The following is a 15,955-nucleotide window of genomic DNA, read 5'->3' as shown; positions in this document are numbered from 1 at the left end:
TGCATTACTCCCTAAAAATTAAAATTCTGAATACATACCCATATTTCTAAATTTATCATATCTTTTTTGTAACAACTCTTCATCTGATAATAAAGATAACTCATTAATTTTGCTTATTAGATTTATCTTTAGTTCGTCGGATAACCTTTCTACGTCTGTAGATGCATCTCCTGATGGTTCCTTTAAAATCTTGTCTATTATCTTAAACTCTTTTAGGTTTTGTGCAGTTATTTTCATTATCTCTGAAGCTTCTTCAGCTCTTGAAGAATCCTTCCATAGTATGCTTGCAAATCCTTCAGGTGATAATACAGAGTAGATTGCATTTTCAAGCATCCATACTTCATCAGCTACGGCTAAAGCTAAAGCTCCTCCACTTCCACCTTCCCCTATTACTATAGAAATAATAGGAGATTTGATTTGACTCATTTCTAAAATGTTGTTTCCTATAGCTTCTCCTTGACCTCTTTCTTCTGCTCCTATACCTGGATAAGCTCCTGGTGTATCCACAAAACAAATAATAGGTCTTTTAAACTTTTCCGCCTGCCTCATAAGTCTTAATGCCTTCCTATATCCCTCGGGGTTTGGCATTCCAAAGTTCCTTTTTATATTATCTTTTAGATCTCTACCTTTTTGCTGAGCTATTACCGTAAAAGGCATGCCATTTATAGTAGCTATTCCACCTATTATACATCCGTCATCTCCAAAGTATCTATCTCCATGCATTTCTATAAAATTATCAAATATTTTATCTATATAGTGAAGAGCAGTAGGTCTATTAGCCTTTCTTACAAGGTTTAACTTTTGCCAGGCCGTTAATCCATTGCATTCTTCAATACTTTCCTTACCGCCTTCATTGTTTTCAATGTTATTAGTATCCTTAATACAGTCATTTCTATGAACCTTTACTAAGTATCCTAGGGCATTTCTTAAATTTTTTCTATGAATTATCTTATCTATAAATCCGCGCTTTAACATAAACTCAGCTGTTTGAAATCCTTCTGGAAGCTTTTCATTAACGGTTTGTTCAATAACTCTTTTTCCTGCAAAACCAATTAGTGCTCCTGGCTCTGCAATTACTATATCTGCTACCATTGCAAAACTAGCAGTAACTCCTCCTGTAGTAGGATTTGTAATTACAGAAATATACAGTAATCCCTTTTCCTTGAATCTTGCAAGTGCTGAATTAACCTTAGCCATTTGCATTAGAGAGAACATTCCCTCCTGCATTCTAGCACCACCTGATGCTGTAAAAATTATAAGAGGTAATTCTTTTTTAGTTGCAAATTCAATTGCTCTTGTAAGCTTTTCTCCTACTACAGATCCCATACTTGCCATTAGAAATCTGCTATCCATAACACAAATTACAACATCTTGCTCAGTTATAGTTCCTGTTCCTGTAATAACAGCTTCTCTAAGTCCTGTAGCTTCCTTTGAAAATTCTACCTTTTCTTCATACCCTTCAAAGTCCAATGGATTTAAAGTTTTCATTTCTTTATTTAGCTCTTGAAAACTTCCTTCATCTAAAATAAATTCTATTCTTTCATATGCAGGCATTTTAAAGTGATATTTGCAAAAATTACATACTTTATTATTTTCCTTTAAATCATTAATATATATTATTTGCCCGCACTTTTCACACTTTTGCCACATTCCTCCCGGAATATTAGGCTTTTGTTCTTCTTTATCATTTACTGATGTATTTAAATTTTGAGTACTTACGGTTATATATTTAGTCTTTTTAAATAATCCTTTAAACACCAAAATCATCTCCTACATTAGGTTTCTACTTACAAATCCTGTATCATAGTTCCCTTTATTAAACTCCTCATTATCAATGATTTTAAAGGCATACTCTATATTAGTTGTAAGTCCTTCTATCAAAAATTCACCTAATGCTCTTCTCATTTTATTTATAGCTTCATTTCTATCTTTTCCATATACAATAAGTTTCCCTATCATTGAATCATAATATGGAGAAATAGTATATCCTTCATATATTGCACTATCTACCCTTACACCTAATCCCCCTGGCATAAATAATCCATCTATTCTTCCTGGGCACGGCATAAAGTTTTTTGAAGGATCCTCTGCATTTACTCTAAATTCTATAGAATGCCCTTTTATTTGAACATCTTCTTGTGAAAATTTCAATCTCTCTCCTGATGCTATTTTAATTTGCTCTTTTATCAAATCTACACCAGTTATAAATTCAGTTATAGGATGTTCCACTTGTATTCTTGTATTCATTTCCATGAAATAAAAGTCCATGTGTTTATCTACTAAAAATTCTATGGTTCCGGCATTTTTATAATTTACATATTTAGCTGCTTTAACAGCTGCCTCTCCCATTTTACTTCTTAATTCTTCAGTCATTATTGGACTTGGAGCTTCTTCTAAAACCTTTTGATTTCTTCTTTGAATAGAACAATCTCTTTCTCCTAGATATACCACATTTCCGTAGTTATCTGCAAGGATTTGAATTTCTATATGCCTAGGATTTTCTATATACTTTTCTACATATACATCGTCATCTCCAAAGGCTACTCTAGATTCTTCTCTTGCTGCAAAAAATGCATCCAATAATTCTTTTTCTTCTCTTACAATTCTTATTCCTCTTCCGCCGCCACCTGCTGATGCCTTAATCATAACTGGATATCCTATATTATTTGCTATATTCTTTATATTTTCTTCCGTAATTTTTTCTTCTACCCCAGGGATTACAGGAATTCCTGATTCTATCATCATTTTTCTAGCATTGGATTTATTACCCATAGAGTCTATAGTTTCAGCGTCAGGGCCTATAAATGTTATGTTACATTCATTACACATTTGTGCAAATTTGCTATTTTCAGATAAAAATCCGAATCCAGGATGTATTGCTTCTGCACCTGTAAGTACTGTAGCACTTAAAATATTTTTTACATTTAAGTAACTATCCTTTGACGCAGGAGGTCCAATGCAAACTGCTTCATCTGCCATTTGAACATGTAGGGCATCTTTATCTGCAGTGGAATAAACCGCAACAGTTTCTACTCCCATTTCCCTGCATGCTCTTATTATTCTTACTGCAATTTCTCCTCGATTTGCTATTAATATTTTCTTAAACATATAATCACCCTATCATAAACATAATTTCGGCTTCCGCTACTTTCTCATTACCTACTAATGCAACAGCATCTCCAACACCAAAATTTCCTCTTAATTTAGTAAGTTCTACTTGAAGTTTTAAAGTATCCCCTGGTACAACCTTTTTTCTAAATCTAGCCTTATTAACTCCTGCAAAATATGGAGTTTTACCCTTAAATTCCTCGAGACTTAAAACTGCTACAGCGCCAGCTTGAGCTAAAGCTTCAACTATAAGCACTCCTGGCATAACAGGGTTACCTGGGAAATGACCTTGAAAAAAGTTATCATTCATAGTAACATTTTTTATTCCTACTACTCTTTTACCTGGCTCTAATTCCTCTATTTTATCTAACAATAAAAATGGATATCTATGAGGAATTATTTCCATAATGTCTTTGATATCTAAACCTTCCATAATAACCTCCTAGCTTATTTATAGATTAAAGCTTTCTTATTCTTACCATCTCTTGACCATACTCTACCATGTCTCCATCACTTACAAGAACTTCCACAACTTCTCCATCTACTTCGCTTTGTATTTCATTCATAAGCTTCATAGCTTCAATAATACAAATAGTATCACCTTTCTTTACTTCTTTTCCTTCTTTTATAAAAGGATCTTTATCAGGTGATGGTGAACCATAAAAAGTGCCCACTATAGGTGAAGTTATTGTATATATATTTTCATCATTTACTATTTCTTTTTTTTCTACTGCTAAATCTCTACTTACTTCCTCATCAAGAATATCATAACTTGATGAACTAATTACAGGTACTTCATTTTTGACAACTACACCCTGTGAATCCTTTTCCATCCTTATTGATATTCCATTTTCCTGAACTTCAAGAAGTTTTATATTAGAACTGCTCATTACCTTAATAAGTTCAGTAATTCCCTTAAAATCCATTACTTATCACTCCATTTTTTAAATAAAATAACTGCATTATGTCCCCCAAAACCTAATGAGTTTGACATTGCATACTGAAGTTCTTTTTCTCTTCCTTCGTTTGGAACACAATCCAAATCACATTCTTCATCAAAAACTTTATATCCAATGGTTGGAGGTATAAAACTATCTTCCATAGCCTTTATACAAGCTATAGCTTCTACTGCACCTGCTGCTCCTAAAAGATGTCCTGTCATAGATTTAGTAGAACTCACTGGTACTTCCTTAGCCTTGTCACCAAATACTAGTTTTATTGCTGCTGTTTCAAGTTTATCATTAACTTCTGTTCCAGTTCCATGAGCATTAATATAAGAAACTTCCTCTGGCTTGATATTAGCTTCTTCTAATGCCATTTTCATAGCTCTTGCAGCACCTTCTCCGCCTGGTGCTGGAGATGTTATATGATAAGCATCACAAGTTGAACCATAACCCACTACTTCACCATATATTTTTGCTCCTCTTTTTAATGCATGTTCTAAGGATTCTACAATAACTATTCCTGCTCCTTCTCCCATTACAAATCCTGCCCTTTCCTTATCAAAAGGTATGGATGCTCTAGTTGGATCTGTACTTTTACTTAAAGCAGTTAATGTTATAAACCCTGCTACTGAAAGAGGAGTGATAGATGCTTCTGTTCCTCCTGCTATTATTACATCAGCTCTTCCTGATTTTATCATCTCAAATGCTTCACCAATGGCATTTGTACCTGTAGCACAAGCAGTAACAACTGTTGTACATATATTTCTCGCTCCAAATCTTATAGCGATATTTCCTGCTGCCATATTACTTATAATCATTGGTATAAATAATGGATGTACTCTGCCTGGTCCTTTTTCTACAAGAGTTCCATGCTGCTTTTCAACAGTATCTATTCCACCTATTCCAGAACCTACAACTACTCCAAGTCTATCCTTATCTATAGTTTCTAAGTCAAGCTTTGAATCCTTTACAGCCTCGTCAGCAGCTACCACTGCAAACTGTGAATATCTATCCATTCTTTTAGCTTCTCTTTTATCAATTATATCTTCTGGCTTAAAGTCTTTAACTTCTGCTGCCAACTTTGACTTAAAATTTTCTGTATCAAATGCTTTTATAAGATCTATTCCACATTTTCCTTCTTTTAACCCATTCCAAAAATCATTAACATTATTTCCTAAAGGAGTTACAGCTCCCATTCCTGTAATTACTACTCTATTTTCCAAGTTATATCACCATTCCTCCATCTACATTTATAACCTGACCAGTTATATATGAAGCACTGTCAGAAGCCAAAAATGCTACTAACTCTGCTACATCTTCCGCTTTTCCAAATCTCTTAAGTGGTATACCCTTTACTGACTCCTCTTTAACCTTATCTGATAAACCACTTGTCATATCGGTTTCTATAAAGCCAGGTGCTATTGCATTGACATTTATCCCTCTTGATGCTAGTTCTCTAGCTACACTTTTAGTAAGCCCTATTATCCCTGCCTTTGCAGCAGCGTAGTTTGCTTGGCCTGCATTACCTGCAACCCCTACTACAGAAGACATATTTATTATTTTACCATATCTTTGCTTAACCATTATAGGAGATGCATGCCTTATACAGTTAAATGCACCCTTTAAGTTTACATTTATAACTTTATCAAAGTCTTCTTCCTTCATTCTCATGATTAATCCATCTAAAGTTATACCTGCATTGTTTACAAGTATGTCTATTCTGCCAAACTTATTTATTGTTTCCTTTATTATAACTTCTGATTCATTAAAATCACTTATATCACCTTTAATGGCTATACATTCTACGTTCATGGCCTTGATTTCTTCAATTAATTCTTCTAAATTATTACTGCTTCTGTAGTTAATTACTATGTTAGCTCCAAGGCTTGCAAGTTTAAAGCATATTGCTTTGCCTATGCCCCTGCTTCCTCCAGTAACTATAGCCACCTTTCCCTCCAGTGCTCTATTCAAACTAACAACTCCTTCTCTAACTTATAATGGAGCAATTGATTATGCTCCATAATTAATAGTTTTTAATTTTCTATCTATCTTCTTTACAAAAGAACTTAATGTTTTTCCAGGCCCAATTTCTATAAAGGACTCTACACCTTCTTCTATCATTTTTCTTATACTATGTTCCCATTTTACAGAAGTCATAACTTGAAGTCTTAGTGTTTCTCTTATACTATCTTCATTCATGTATTCCCCTGTAACATTTGTTATAACAGGTATATTAGGCTTTGATATTTCTAAGTTTTGTAGTTCCTCATAAAGCTTATCTGCCGCGTCTTTAAGCATAGAGCTATGAAAAGGCCCGCTTACAGGAAGCATTACAGTTTTTAGTGCTCCCTTTTCCTTAGCTATTTCGCAAGCATAACTTAAAGCTTCCATTTCCCCGGCAATAACTATTTGCCCTGGACAATTAAAGTTAGCTGGCTCCACTATACCTTTTTCCCTAGCTATTTCACATACTTCATAAATTTGTTTTTCATCAAGTTTTAGTACTGCAGCCATTCCACCAATTCCATTGGGAACAGCCTCTTGCATAAACCTTCCTCTTTTCTTTACTAAAGCTACTGCATCTTTAAACTTAATTGCCCCTGCTGTAACTAATGCAGAATATTCGCCAAGGCTTAATCCTGCTACTACGTCAGGTGTTATTCCTTCTTCTTCCAGTAGCTTTAATGCTGCGATACTTACAGTTAAAATAGCTGGTTGAGTAAATTCTGTGCTGTTTAATTTTTCCTCAGGGCCTTCAAAACATAACTTTGCCATATCAAAACCCAAAGCATAACTTGCCTCTTGAAATACTTCTCTACACTTAGGATGATTTTCATATAATTCTTTGCCCATTCCTACATATTGAGCTCCCTGCCCTGGAAAAATGAAAGCTACCTTACTTGAATTACTCATACTTATCTCCTCTTTATCTATCTTATATCTTTATTAATTTTTTCTAATAAATTTACTAAATCAAACATTTCTTCTATTATTTCTTTACAGGTTTCTTCCTTGCTTATTAACCCAGCGATTTGGCCTGCCATAAAGGACCCATTATCCAAATCTCCTTCTTTAACTGCCTTTGTTAATGCACCTTTCCCTAGCTTATCAAACTCTTCAGAAGCAGCATTTCCCTTTTCTAAAATCTGGAACTTCCTTGTGAGTTTATTTCTAAGTACTCTTACAGGATGACCTGTACTTCTTCCTGTAACTACAGTGTCTATATCCTTAGCAGTTAAAACCTTTTGCTTATAATTTTCATGTATATTACATTCTCTAGCAGCTAGGAATCTTGTTCCTACTTGTATTGCCACTGCTCCAAGCATAAAAGCTGCTGCCACTCCTCTTTTATCACCGATTCCTCCGGCCGCAATTACAGGAACATTTACCGCATCTACTACCTGCGGCACTAATGCCATAGTTGTAAGTTCTCCTACATGGCCTCCTGATTCGCATCCTTCTGCTATAATTGCATCTGCTCCTGCTTTCTCCATTCTCTTTGCAAGTGCTACTGAAGCTACTACTGGAATAACCTTTATGTTATGGCTCTTCCACATCTCCATATATTTGCCCGGGCTTCCAGCTCCTGTAGTTACTACTTTTATCTTTTCTTCACAAACTATTCTTGCAACTTCCTCAGCATTTGGACTTAAAAGCATTATATTAACTCCAAACGGTTTATCTGTAAGTTCTTTTGCTTTTCTTATTTCTTCTCTTACAAGGTCTACAGGCATATTCCCTGTAGCAATAATTCCAAGTCCTCCTGCATTGGATACAGCAGCAGCTAAAGTACTATCAGCTATCCATGCCATGGCCCCTTGAATAATTGGATATTCTATACCTATCATTTCACAAAATTTGTTATTTTTCATCGTTGACCTCCCAAAATTTAATACTAAAAGGCCTAATTCTATTCCTCTATTCTGCTTTCTACAAATTTAACTGCATCGCCTATAGTTTTTATTTCTTCTGCATCTTCTATTTGAACATTAAATTCTTCTTCTATTTCTATAACTATTTGAAAGAGGTCTAATGAATCTACTCCTAATTCTTCAAAGCTAGTTTCTAAAGTTAGGCCTTCTTCTTCTACATTTAATTGTTCTACAATAATATTTTTTATTTTTTCAAAAATCATTTTAATATCCTCCTCAAATTTAAATATACATATTTATATAGTCCATTTTATTAAGGTTCCACCCCAAGTAAGTCCGCCGCCGAATCCTACTAATATTAATTTATCTTCCTTTTTAATAAGACCACTTTTATTTGCCTCATCTAATGCTATTGCAATACTTGCTGCAGATGTATTCCCATACTTGTGCAAATTTATATAAAATTTATTTCTATCTATATTTAATTTCTTTCCAACATGCTCTATTATTCTTAAATTAGCTTGATGTGGGATTACATAATCTACATCATCAATAGTTAAATTATTGGATTTTAATAACTCTTTTATTGTTTCATTCATAGCTCTTACTGCAAACTTAAAAACTTCCTTACCTTCCATAGACAAAAATAATTGTTCATAAATTGTATTTTCAGAGGAGTTTTTAAGTTTTTTATTAAAAATTTCGTTATTTACCTTTAAAGGTGCCGCGCTGCAACTTAAAAATTTTCCACCTGTTCCATCAGACCCAGTATGAAAGCTTATTATTCCTTGCTTTTCACTTTTTGTTATAATAGCTGCACCAGCTCCATCGCCAAATAATACGCAAGTATTTCTATCGTTCCAATTTAAAATTTTTGATAAAGTTTCTGCTCCTATTACTAATGCATTGTTTACAGCGCCTGTTTTTATAAATTGAGATGCAATATTTAAGCCAAATATAAATCCTGAACAAGCTGCAGAAATATCAAAGCAAGTTGCTTTACTTGCTCCTATTTTTTCCTGAACAATACATGCAGTAGAAGGAGTGTAACAATCTGGTGTAACTGTAGCAACTATTATGAGATCAATGTCTTCAGCAGATAAGTTGGAACTTTTTAAAGCATTAATTGCTGCCTTAGCTGCAATATCTGATGTATTTTCATCAATTGAAATTCTTCTTTCGCATATACCAGTTCTACTTCTTATCCACTCATCATTTGTATCTACGAATTCAGAAAGCTCTTTATTAGTAACTATTCTATCCGGAACATAGCTACCTGTTGCTATAATTTCTACTTCATTCATTTAATTACGTCTCCTTCTTTTAATTTTTTATGTCATAATGACTTTTAAAGAAAGTGTTTAATTTCTCAAGAGAATCCATAAGAATTCTCTCCTCTTCATCCCTAAGTCCTGATATAGTATTTTTAATCATATCTGAATGAAACTTTTGATGAATTCTATAGGCAAGCTTTCCTCTTTTAGTAAGGCTTATATATACATTTCTTCTGTCTTCCTCTGACCTTTTTCTTTCTACATAGCCCTTTCTTACTAAATGATTAATTGCAGTTGTTAAGGTCCCTACAGTAATTCTTAACTCTTGTGCAACTTCAGACATAGTTCTTTTACTATACATGCCTATGGCATCTATAGTATGTATTTCAGTTACAGATAAATCTTTAAACTCTCCAGACTGTAATGCATTTTGTTCTATAGTGAGGATATCATTGAACAATTCCACCAGTAACTCATTTAGTATGCTAATCGATTTGCTCATACTCCATCACTTCCTTAGTAAGATCATTTATAAGTTCTTTTACTGTAACCAATTTAGTTATTTTGTAACCATTACTTCCAGTAAATATTAACCCATTTTCAATGTTTCCCTTAACTGCCTCCATTAATGCATTAGATATGCAATATATGGTAGTTTTGGGGTCGCATTTTCTCAAACAATTATAACATCTATCTATTTTAGGTCTTTGTTCGTTTACACTCTTTATAAATGAATTCTTTATAGCTCTTCCTGGCATTCCAACTGGACTTTGAATTATTTCTATATCTTCTTTTTTGCTTTCTATAAATGCTCTTTTATACTTTTCATCCGCATCACATTCATAAGTTCCTATAAATCTAGTACCCATTTGCACTCCAGAAGCCCCAATACTTAAAAGCTCTGCTATATCTTTTCCTGAGTATACTCCACCTGCTGCTACAACAGGTATCTTACAATTATGTTTAGATTCATATTCACTTACAGTATCAAGTACCTCTTTTAATATATTCCTTAAATCATATTTTTCAATAACTTCTAGTTCGTCTCTCTTAAAGCCAAGATGTCCTCCTGCCTTAGGACCTTCTACTACTATTAAATCTGGGATATAATTATGCTTTTCTTCCCATAACTTTAATATAACTCTAGTCGCCTTAGCTGATGAAACTATAGGTGCTATTTTAGTAGTACTTCCTTTTACAAGCTTTGGTAAAACAGTTGGTAATCCTGCTCCTGATATTATAATGTCTATTTTTTCTTCTACTGCTGTTTTTACCATGTCCTCGTAATTATTCATAGCCACCATTAGGTTTAGCCCTATAACTCCCTTTGGACTTAGTTCTTTTGCTCTTCTTATTTCTTTTCTTAAAGCTCTAATATTAGCCTCTTTGCTATTAGATTTAAAGTCTTCTTCTCTAAATCCTATCTGCACACCAGAAATCACTCCTAAAGCTCCTTCATTTGCTACTGCTGCTGCAAGAGTTGACAAGGAAACTCCTATTCCCATGCCCCCCTGTATAATAGGAACTTTTAAGGTTAGATCTCCAATTTGCAAAGGAGGAATATTCATAAGCTCCCCTCCCTACTATTTGATATTCAAATATTTTGATAGTCAAAGTATATATCTAAAAAAAAATAAAGTCAATAAAAAATTTGAAAATTTACTCAAAAGCGGCGTATTTTTTTTCCACATTTTTGAAAAACAACACCACTATAGAAGTTAATATTAAGTATATAAATGCAGCTATAAAAAAAGGTGTAATAGTAAAATCTCTTGAAAGAATTTGCTTAGCTGCTCTTAATATCTCCTCCATACCTATAGTTGCTACTAATGCTGTATCCTTTACTAAGCTTATGCCCTCATTACAAGTAGCAGGTATTACTCTTCTTACTGCTTGAGGTATTATAACTCTTCTCATGATTTGTGAATAACTCATCCCTAAAGCTTTTGCAGCTTCATATTGTCCTTTGTCTATAGACTCAATTCCAGCTCTAAATATTTCTGTAAAATATGCAGCATAATTTAATATAAAAGCAATTGATGCTGCTGCAAAACGAGATAATTTTATCCCTGTAACCGGAAGACCAAAGTATACAAAAAACAATTGAAGTAAAAGGGGTGTTCCTCTAAACACCCATGTATATACTCCAATTATTCCTTTTAATATTTTATTATTAGAAACCTTCATAAGAGATAATATTACTGCAACTGGTATAGAAAATAAGAATATTATAGAAAATAGTTTAACCGTTACTATACTTCCCTTTAATATAAATAGTGCTGATGATTGAAGATTGTCCATTTATTTCACCTCTATTTTTCAATAAGATCCTTTCCAAGCCATTTTTCTGATATCTTTTTCGCTGTTCCGTCAGCTTTCATTTCATCTAGAACTTTATTTACTTCATCTTTAAAGCTAACGTCCGCTTTTCTAAATCCTATTCCCATTGCTTGTTCTTCAAGAGAATCATCTAATACCGTATATACTCCTGGCTTTTTAGTCATATAGTATCTTCCCACTATCTCATCAATAACTACCGCTTCAACTCTACCTATTTGTAAATCCATAAGGGCTTCTGCGTAGTTTCCATATTTTTTTAACTCCTTAAATGAATTTAATAATTCAGGTTCCTTTTGTACTGCGTCTTCACTTGTACTTCCCATTTGTAATGCCACTACTTTATCTTTTAAATCTTTCTTAGTCTTTATGGTTGAATCTTTCTTTACCATTATAGCTTGTCCGTCAACCATATATGGAGTTGAATAATTTATTTGTTCCTTTCTCTTTTCAGTAATACTTAAGCCATTCCATATAAGATCTATATCACCATTGTTTAAACTCATTATTATTCCATCCCATTCAACTGGCTTAAAAACCACCTTAACTCCCATTCTCTTTGCCACTTCTTTTGCCAAATCTATATCCATTCCTACGATTTCACCTTTTTCATCTCTAAATCCCATAGGTGCAAAGGTATCATCAAGTCCTACTACGAATTCACCTTTTTGCTTTATCGCTTCCAAAGACTTATCTTCCTTGCTGCTATTTCCCTGTGATGAACATCCTATCATGCTAAAGCTTAATATTAAAGCTGCTACTCCTAATAAAAATTTCTTTTTCATAGTTAATCCCCCTATACTTTTAAAATTTATAAATTCATTATACTTTAGCATGATAAATTTGTAAAGTGATAAATTGATGAAATAATGTTATTTTAATATTTTTTTAAATATGGTTCTGGATTTTGAGGGATATCATCTTTTCTTACTTCAAAATGAAGATGGGGGCCAGTACTATTTCCCGTACTTCCTACTTCTCCAATTTTATCTCCTGTATCTACTAAATCATCTTTATTAACATTTAAAGCACTGCAATGGCCATATATTATAACAGTGTCTTCTCCTATATCTATTTTAATTACCTTTCCATATCCATCCTGCCACCCTGAAAATATGACTCTGCCCTTTCTTACTGCATATATAGAAGTTCCCGTAGGTGCGGCTATATCTATTCCTTTATGCATCCTTCCCCATCTTTCTCCAAAGCTAGATGAAATAGTTCCTCTTGAAACTGGTATCCATTTATCGCCTTCCTTATAACCCTTTACCTGAAACTTTATTGACCAATTGTTATCATGGGCCATAGATATATTTGAAACATAGTATGCTAGGTTATTTATTTCTGAGCTATTAACTACCTTTGGTACATATGTAATTTTACTATTTAACCTTACTTCTTCTACTTCTTTTACATCACTTTGCTTTATAGCCTCTTCCTTTACCATATCAATCAACTTTTTAATCTCAGATTTATCTTTAACCAATGCAACTTCCTTACCATCTGATTTTACAGATATGACTTCAATCATATTAATATTTGATTTCTCCACAGTGCTACTAGATGTATACTTTACTTCTTTTGTTATCCTTTCAGCACTTATAACATAAGCTGTAGAAGTAAAAGTTATACTTACTGACAGAACCCCAATTATTAACCTTTTTTTCATGATTTACTTTCCTTTCCATTTTTAATCACATGTTATATTAATCTATTTTTAACCAATCGCTACTTATTATATGCATTTTTCATAATTTTATTATTATTTATATGATATAAGTATGTCCTATTTTTTAGCTAAGTTATCAAGTATTTGTTATTGAGATAATAAATATACTTTGTTATAATTAATTGAAGTAAAATAATTAGGAATTTTTAGGGGGCTTATAAATGAGTACATTTGTATTTAAAAATAAGCATTCTGAGTATACTCCTGTAAGCAATATATTTATAGATAAGTACATGCCGAAAGCCCGTGGAGAGTTTGTAAAAGTATATCTTCTTGGGCTAAAATATTGTGTATCTGGAGAACTTGGAGTAAATTCCAGCATAATGGCAAGTAGCCTACACTTACTTGAAACAGATGTACTTAATGCTTGGAGTTATTGGAATGATGAAGGACTTATAAAGATGATACCTGTAGATAATATGGGTAACTATACTATAGAATTTTTAGATATTACAACTTCTATATCATCTGAAAATGAAAATAATATAAACTTACTTGAGGAATTAAATAAAAACTCTACTAAAGATATGCTTCAAGATATTGAAAAGCTTTTGGGCAGACCTCTTTCTAGTAAGGAAATGACTATGTACATAGGGTGGATTAAAGACTATGCATTTTTACCTGAGATAATACTTCTGCTAATTCAATATTGTGTTTCTAAGGGAAAAACTGACTGCCGATATATAGAAACCATTGCCATCGCTTGGTATGATGCTAATATTAAATCCATTGAAGATGCACAAGGTTTTATAAAAAAGCATGAAAATAAATGGATTAATATAAGAAAGATCCTAACTTACTTAGGTATAAAAGATGGGGAAATAATGAAACCTCAAGAAGAAATGTTAACTAAGTGGCTATACACATATAGCTTTAGCATGGATATAATACATAGAGCTTGTGACATATGTTTTCAGCGAATAAATAAAGCTGACTTTAAATATATAGATGGAATTTTAAATAGTTGGCAAAGGGAAGGTATTAAAACTCTAGAAGATATAGACAAGAAAGATAATAAAAAGACTATTAAAAAGAATGGCTCTTATAAAGTTAAAATGGATAGTTTCAATAGTTATGATCAAAGAAATTATAATTTTGACGAGCTAGAAAAGAAATTGTTAGGATGGGATAAATAATGCTTAAAGTTTATCATGAAAAAGTTCTTAAGCTTTATGAAAATATAAGGACACAAGAGGAACATGCCCTTTTAAAAAGAAGAGAAGAAATAGAAAAAAAACTTCCCGAAGTTATAAGGTTAGAAAAAGAAATAGGAAAGCTTTCCTTAGAGCTTTCCTTAAATATATTAAGAGGTAGAGAAGATATAAATTCTTATATAAATAGTCAAAAGGAAAAAATAACAGAATTAAGAATAAGAAAGTCCGAACTACTAGTTTGTAAAGGTTATTCCGTAGATTACTTAGAATTGCATTATAGATGCACTAAGTGTAAAGATACTGGTCGTATAGGCAATATGCAGTGTAGCTGCTATAAATATAATTTAGTAAAAATATTATATCAAAACTCTGAATTAAATGTTCTTCTCAAAACTAATAACTTCGATAATTTTAGCTTTGAATACTTTTCTACTAATGCAGGACCAAATGAACCTGAAAGTCCTAGAAAAAATATGGAAAAAATAGCAAATGACTGTTGGAACTTCATAAATAACTTTCCTAATACAAATGAAAACTTGCTATTTTACGGTGATTCTGGAACTGGAAAAAGCTTTTTAGCTAACTGTGTTGCAAAAGAGCTTTTTGATAACGGATATTTAGTTATATACAGAACAGCAGTTGATTTAATTGAAAACTTAAAAGAGATACGCTATAGAGATAATGAGGAATTAGAAGATTTACTCTTAAATTGCGACTTGTTAATAATAGATGACTTAGGCACTGAGCCTATGACTGAGTTTTCTAAGGGAGAATTATTCAACTTATTAAATAGAAAACTTCTTAAAGGAAAGAAAATGATTATTTCTACAAACTTTACTCTAGAATTGATTTTAAAGACATACTCAGAAAGAATATCATCTAGACTACTTGGAAACTTTAATCTATATAAATTCTATGGTGATGATATAAGAGTAAGAAAAAATGTGGCAAGAAGAAAGTAAAAAACAAGGTATACATCTAAGATGTATACCTTGTTTTAAGCTCCAATAAAAAAAATGGTGGGAACAACAGGGATCGAACCTGTGACCCTCTGCTTGTAAGGCAGATGCTCTCCCAGCTGAGCTATGCTCCCGCATTATAATGGTGACCCCTACGAGACTCGAACTCGTGTTACCACCGTGAAAGGGTGGTGTCTTAACCGCTTGACCAAGGGGCCTTATTTTATTAAATTAATGGAGCTGGCAATAGGAATCGAACCTACAACCTGCTGATTACAAGTCAGCTGCTCTACCGTTGAGCCATGCCAGCATAATTATGGCGACCCAGAAGGGACTCGAACCCTCGACCTCCGGCGTGACAGGCCGGCACTCTAACCAACTGAGCCACTGGGCCATAATGTGGTGGGAACAACAGGGATCGAACCTGTGACCCTCTGCTTGTAAGGCAGATGCTCTCCCAGCTGAGCTATGCTCCCACATTATATGGTGACCCCTACGAGACTCGAACTCGTGTTACCACCGTGAAAGGGTGGTGTCTTAACCGCTTGACCAAGGGGCCTTATTTTATTAAATTAATG

The 15,955-nt window shown here is 33.2% G+C and carries 17 protein-coding genes and 6 tRNA genes; 2 read left to right on the top strand and 21 right to left on the bottom strand.

Going from position 1 to position 15,955, the window contains the following annotated elements:
* Positions 1-18: 18 nt before the first annotated feature.
* The 15 genes from JOC70_RS17095 to JOC70_RS17025 all read right to left on the bottom strand — a co-directional run bounded on the left by JOC70_RS17095 (position 19) and on the right by JOC70_RS17025 (position 13,204).
* Complete coding sequence (locus JOC70_RS17095) at positions 19-1,758, bottom strand: acetyl-CoA carboxylase carboxyltransferase subunit alpha (RefSeq protein ID WP_204600092.1); 1,740 nt, start codon at positions 1,756-1,758, stop codon at positions 19-21.
* Positions 1,759-1,770: 12 nt separating this feature from the next.
* The gene (locus JOC70_RS17090; RefSeq protein ID WP_204600091.1) at positions 1,771-3,108 is read right to left on the bottom strand and encodes an acetyl-CoA carboxylase biotin carboxylase subunit; all 1,338 of its coding nucleotides are present in this window, start codon (positions 3,106-3,108) and stop codon (positions 1,771-1,773) included.
* 4 nt (positions 3,109-3,112) lie between these two features.
* Positions 3,113-3,544, bottom strand: a complete 432-nt coding sequence (fabZ, locus tag JOC70_RS17085) for a 3-hydroxyacyl-ACP dehydratase FabZ (protein ID WP_204600165.1) — start codon at positions 3,542-3,544, stop codon at positions 3,113-3,115.
* Positions 3,545-3,566: 22 nt separating this feature from the next.
* Positions 3,567-4,034, bottom strand: coding sequence for an acetyl-CoA carboxylase biotin carboxyl carrier protein (accB, locus tag JOC70_RS17080; RefSeq protein WP_204600090.1), 468 nt, complete (start codon positions 4,032-4,034; stop codon positions 3,567-3,569).
* Positions 4,034-5,275 carry a beta-ketoacyl-ACP synthase II gene (gene fabF, locus JOC70_RS17075; RefSeq protein ID WP_204600089.1) on the bottom strand — a complete coding sequence of 414 codons (1,242 nt, stop codon included), beginning with the start codon at positions 5,273-5,275 and terminating at the stop codon, positions 4,034-4,036. The genes accB and fabF overlap by 1 nt, the downstream gene beginning before the upstream one ends.
* A gap of 1 nt (position 5,276) precedes the next feature.
* A complete protein-coding gene (fabG, locus tag JOC70_RS17070) occupies positions 5,277-6,023 on the bottom strand; it encodes a 3-oxoacyl-[acyl-carrier-protein] reductase (RefSeq protein WP_204600088.1) in 747 nt (248 codons plus the stop codon).
* Between the two features lie 39 nt (positions 6,024-6,062).
* A complete protein-coding gene (fabD, locus tag JOC70_RS17065; protein WP_204600087.1) occupies positions 6,063-6,965 on the bottom strand; it encodes an ACP S-malonyltransferase in 903 nt (300 codons plus the stop codon).
* Between the two features lie 17 nt (positions 6,966-6,982).
* The gene (gene fabK, locus JOC70_RS17060) at positions 6,983-7,924 is read right to left on the bottom strand and encodes an enoyl-[acyl-carrier-protein] reductase FabK (RefSeq protein WP_204600086.1); all 942 of its coding nucleotides are present in this window, start codon (positions 7,922-7,924) and stop codon (positions 6,983-6,985) included.
* Between the two features lie 38 nt (positions 7,925-7,962).
* Complete coding sequence (acpP, locus tag JOC70_RS17055; RefSeq protein ID WP_204600085.1) at positions 7,963-8,187, bottom strand: acyl carrier protein; 225 nt, start codon at positions 8,185-8,187, stop codon at positions 7,963-7,965.
* A 33-nt stretch (positions 8,188-8,220) separates the two neighbouring features.
* A complete protein-coding gene (locus tag JOC70_RS17050; RefSeq protein ID WP_204600084.1) occupies positions 8,221-9,228 on the bottom strand; it encodes a beta-ketoacyl-ACP synthase III in 1,008 nt (335 codons plus the stop codon).
* Positions 9,229-9,247: 19 nt separating this feature from the next.
* The gene (locus tag JOC70_RS17045) at positions 9,248-9,700 is read right to left on the bottom strand and encodes a MarR family winged helix-turn-helix transcriptional regulator (protein WP_204600083.1); all 453 of its coding nucleotides are present in this window, start codon (positions 9,698-9,700) and stop codon (positions 9,248-9,250) included.
* On the bottom strand, positions 9,684-10,766 hold the full coding sequence (locus JOC70_RS17040) for an NAD(P)H-dependent flavin oxidoreductase (protein ID WP_204600082.1): 1,083 nt from the start codon (positions 10,764-10,766) through the stop codon (positions 9,684-9,686). Before JOC70_RS17040 ends, JOC70_RS17045 begins: the two co-directional genes overlap by 17 nt.
* 91 nt (positions 10,767-10,857) lie before the next feature.
* Complete coding sequence (locus JOC70_RS17035) at positions 10,858-11,499, bottom strand: amino acid ABC transporter permease (RefSeq protein ID WP_204600081.1); 642 nt, start codon at positions 11,497-11,499, stop codon at positions 10,858-10,860.
* Between the two features lie 11 nt (positions 11,500-11,510).
* Complete coding sequence (locus JOC70_RS17030; protein ID WP_204600080.1) at positions 11,511-12,320, bottom strand: amino acid ABC transporter substrate-binding protein; 810 nt, start codon at positions 12,318-12,320, stop codon at positions 11,511-11,513.
* A 92-nt stretch (positions 12,321-12,412) separates the two neighbouring features.
* Positions 12,413-13,204, bottom strand: a complete 792-nt coding sequence (locus tag JOC70_RS17025) for a M23 family metallopeptidase (RefSeq protein WP_204600079.1) — start codon at positions 13,202-13,204, stop codon at positions 12,413-12,415.
* A 221-nt stretch (positions 13,205-13,425) separates the two neighbouring features.
* Here JOC70_RS17025 and JOC70_RS17020 point away from each other — a divergent pair, with 221 nt between their 5' ends.
* A complete protein-coding gene (locus JOC70_RS17020) occupies positions 13,426-14,400 on the top strand; it encodes a DnaD domain protein (RefSeq protein WP_204600078.1) in 975 nt (324 codons plus the stop codon).
* The gene (locus JOC70_RS17015; protein ID WP_204600077.1) at positions 14,400-15,380 is read left to right on the top strand and encodes an ATP-binding protein; all 981 of its coding nucleotides are present in this window, start codon (positions 14,400-14,402) and stop codon (positions 15,378-15,380) included. Before JOC70_RS17020 ends, JOC70_RS17015 begins: the two co-directional genes overlap by 1 nt.
* A 55-nt stretch (positions 15,381-15,435) precedes the next feature.
* Here the strand turns inward: JOC70_RS17015 and JOC70_RS17010 are convergent.
* From JOC70_RS17010 to JOC70_RS16985, 6 genes are all read right to left on the bottom strand, one after another.
* A tRNA-Val gene (locus JOC70_RS17010) sits at positions 15,436-15,511 on the bottom strand.
* 9 nt (positions 15,512-15,520) lie between these two features.
* Positions 15,521-15,595: transfer RNA gene (locus JOC70_RS17005), tRNA-Glu, on the bottom strand.
* A 17-nt stretch (positions 15,596-15,612) separates the two neighbouring features.
* Positions 15,613-15,687, bottom strand: a tRNA-Thr gene (locus JOC70_RS17000).
* 7 nt (positions 15,688-15,694) lie between these two features.
* Positions 15,695-15,771, bottom strand: a tRNA-Asp gene (locus tag JOC70_RS16995).
* Positions 15,772-15,777: 6 nt separating this feature from the next.
* A tRNA-Val gene (locus JOC70_RS16990) sits at positions 15,778-15,853 on the bottom strand.
* 8 nt (positions 15,854-15,861) lie between these two features.
* Positions 15,862-15,936, bottom strand: a tRNA-Glu gene (locus JOC70_RS16985).
* Positions 15,937-15,955: the final 19 nt, after the last annotated feature.

The organism is Clostridium pascui (assembly GCF_016908015.1).
In the GTDB taxonomy this organism is placed as follows: Bacteria; Bacillota; Clostridia; order Clostridiales; family Clostridiaceae; genus Clostridium_AK; species Clostridium_AK pascui.
Note: the sequence above shows the minus strand (reverse complement) of the source record. Positions and strands in the feature narration are given on the sequence as shown.

Excerpts from the sequence above, each read along its gene's own strand:
- JOC70_RS17090 (WP_204600091.1), bottom strand. The coding sequence starts at position 3,108 with ATGTTTAAGAAAATATTAATAGCAAATCGAGGAGAAATTGCAGTAAGA.
- accB (WP_204600090.1), bottom strand. The coding sequence starts at position 4,034 with ATGGATTTTAAGGGAATTACTGAACTTATTAAGGTAATGAGCAGTTCT.
- fabD (WP_204600087.1), bottom strand. The coding sequence starts at position 6,965 with ATGAGTAATTCAAGTAAGGTAGCTTTCATTTTTCCAGGGCAGGGAGCT.
- fabK (WP_204600086.1), bottom strand. The coding sequence starts at position 7,924 with ATGAAAAATAACAAATTTTGTGAAATGATAGGTATAGAATATCCAATT.
- acpP (WP_204600085.1), bottom strand. The coding sequence starts at position 8,187 with ATGATTTTTGAAAAAATAAAAAATATTATTGTAGAACAATTAAATGTA.
- JOC70_RS17050 (WP_204600084.1), bottom strand. The coding sequence starts at position 9,228 with ATGAATGAAGTAGAAATTATAGCAACAGGTAGCTATGTTCCGGATAGA.
- JOC70_RS17045 (WP_204600083.1), bottom strand. The coding sequence starts at position 9,700 with ATGAGCAAATCGATTAGCATACTAAATGAGTTACTGGTGGAATTGTTC.
- JOC70_RS17040 (WP_204600082.1), bottom strand. The coding sequence starts at position 10,766 with ATGAATATTCCTCCTTTGCAAATTGGAGATCTAACCTTAAAAGTTCCT.
- JOC70_RS17035 (WP_204600081.1), bottom strand. The coding sequence starts at position 11,499 with ATGGACAATCTTCAATCATCAGCACTATTTATATTAAAGGGAAGTATA.
- JOC70_RS17030 (WP_204600080.1), bottom strand. The coding sequence starts at position 12,320 with ATGAAAAAGAAATTTTTATTAGGAGTAGCAGCTTTAATATTAAGCTTT.
- JOC70_RS17025 (WP_204600079.1), bottom strand. The coding sequence starts at position 13,204 with ATGAAAAAAAGGTTAATAATTGGGGTTCTGTCAGTAAGTATAACTTTT.
- JOC70_RS17020 (WP_204600078.1), top strand. The coding sequence starts at position 13,426 with ATGAGTACATTTGTATTTAAAAATAAGCATTCTGAGTATACTCCTGTA.
- JOC70_RS17015 (WP_204600077.1), top strand. The coding sequence starts at position 14,400 with ATGCTTAAAGTTTATCATGAAAAAGTTCTTAAGCTTTATGAAAATATA.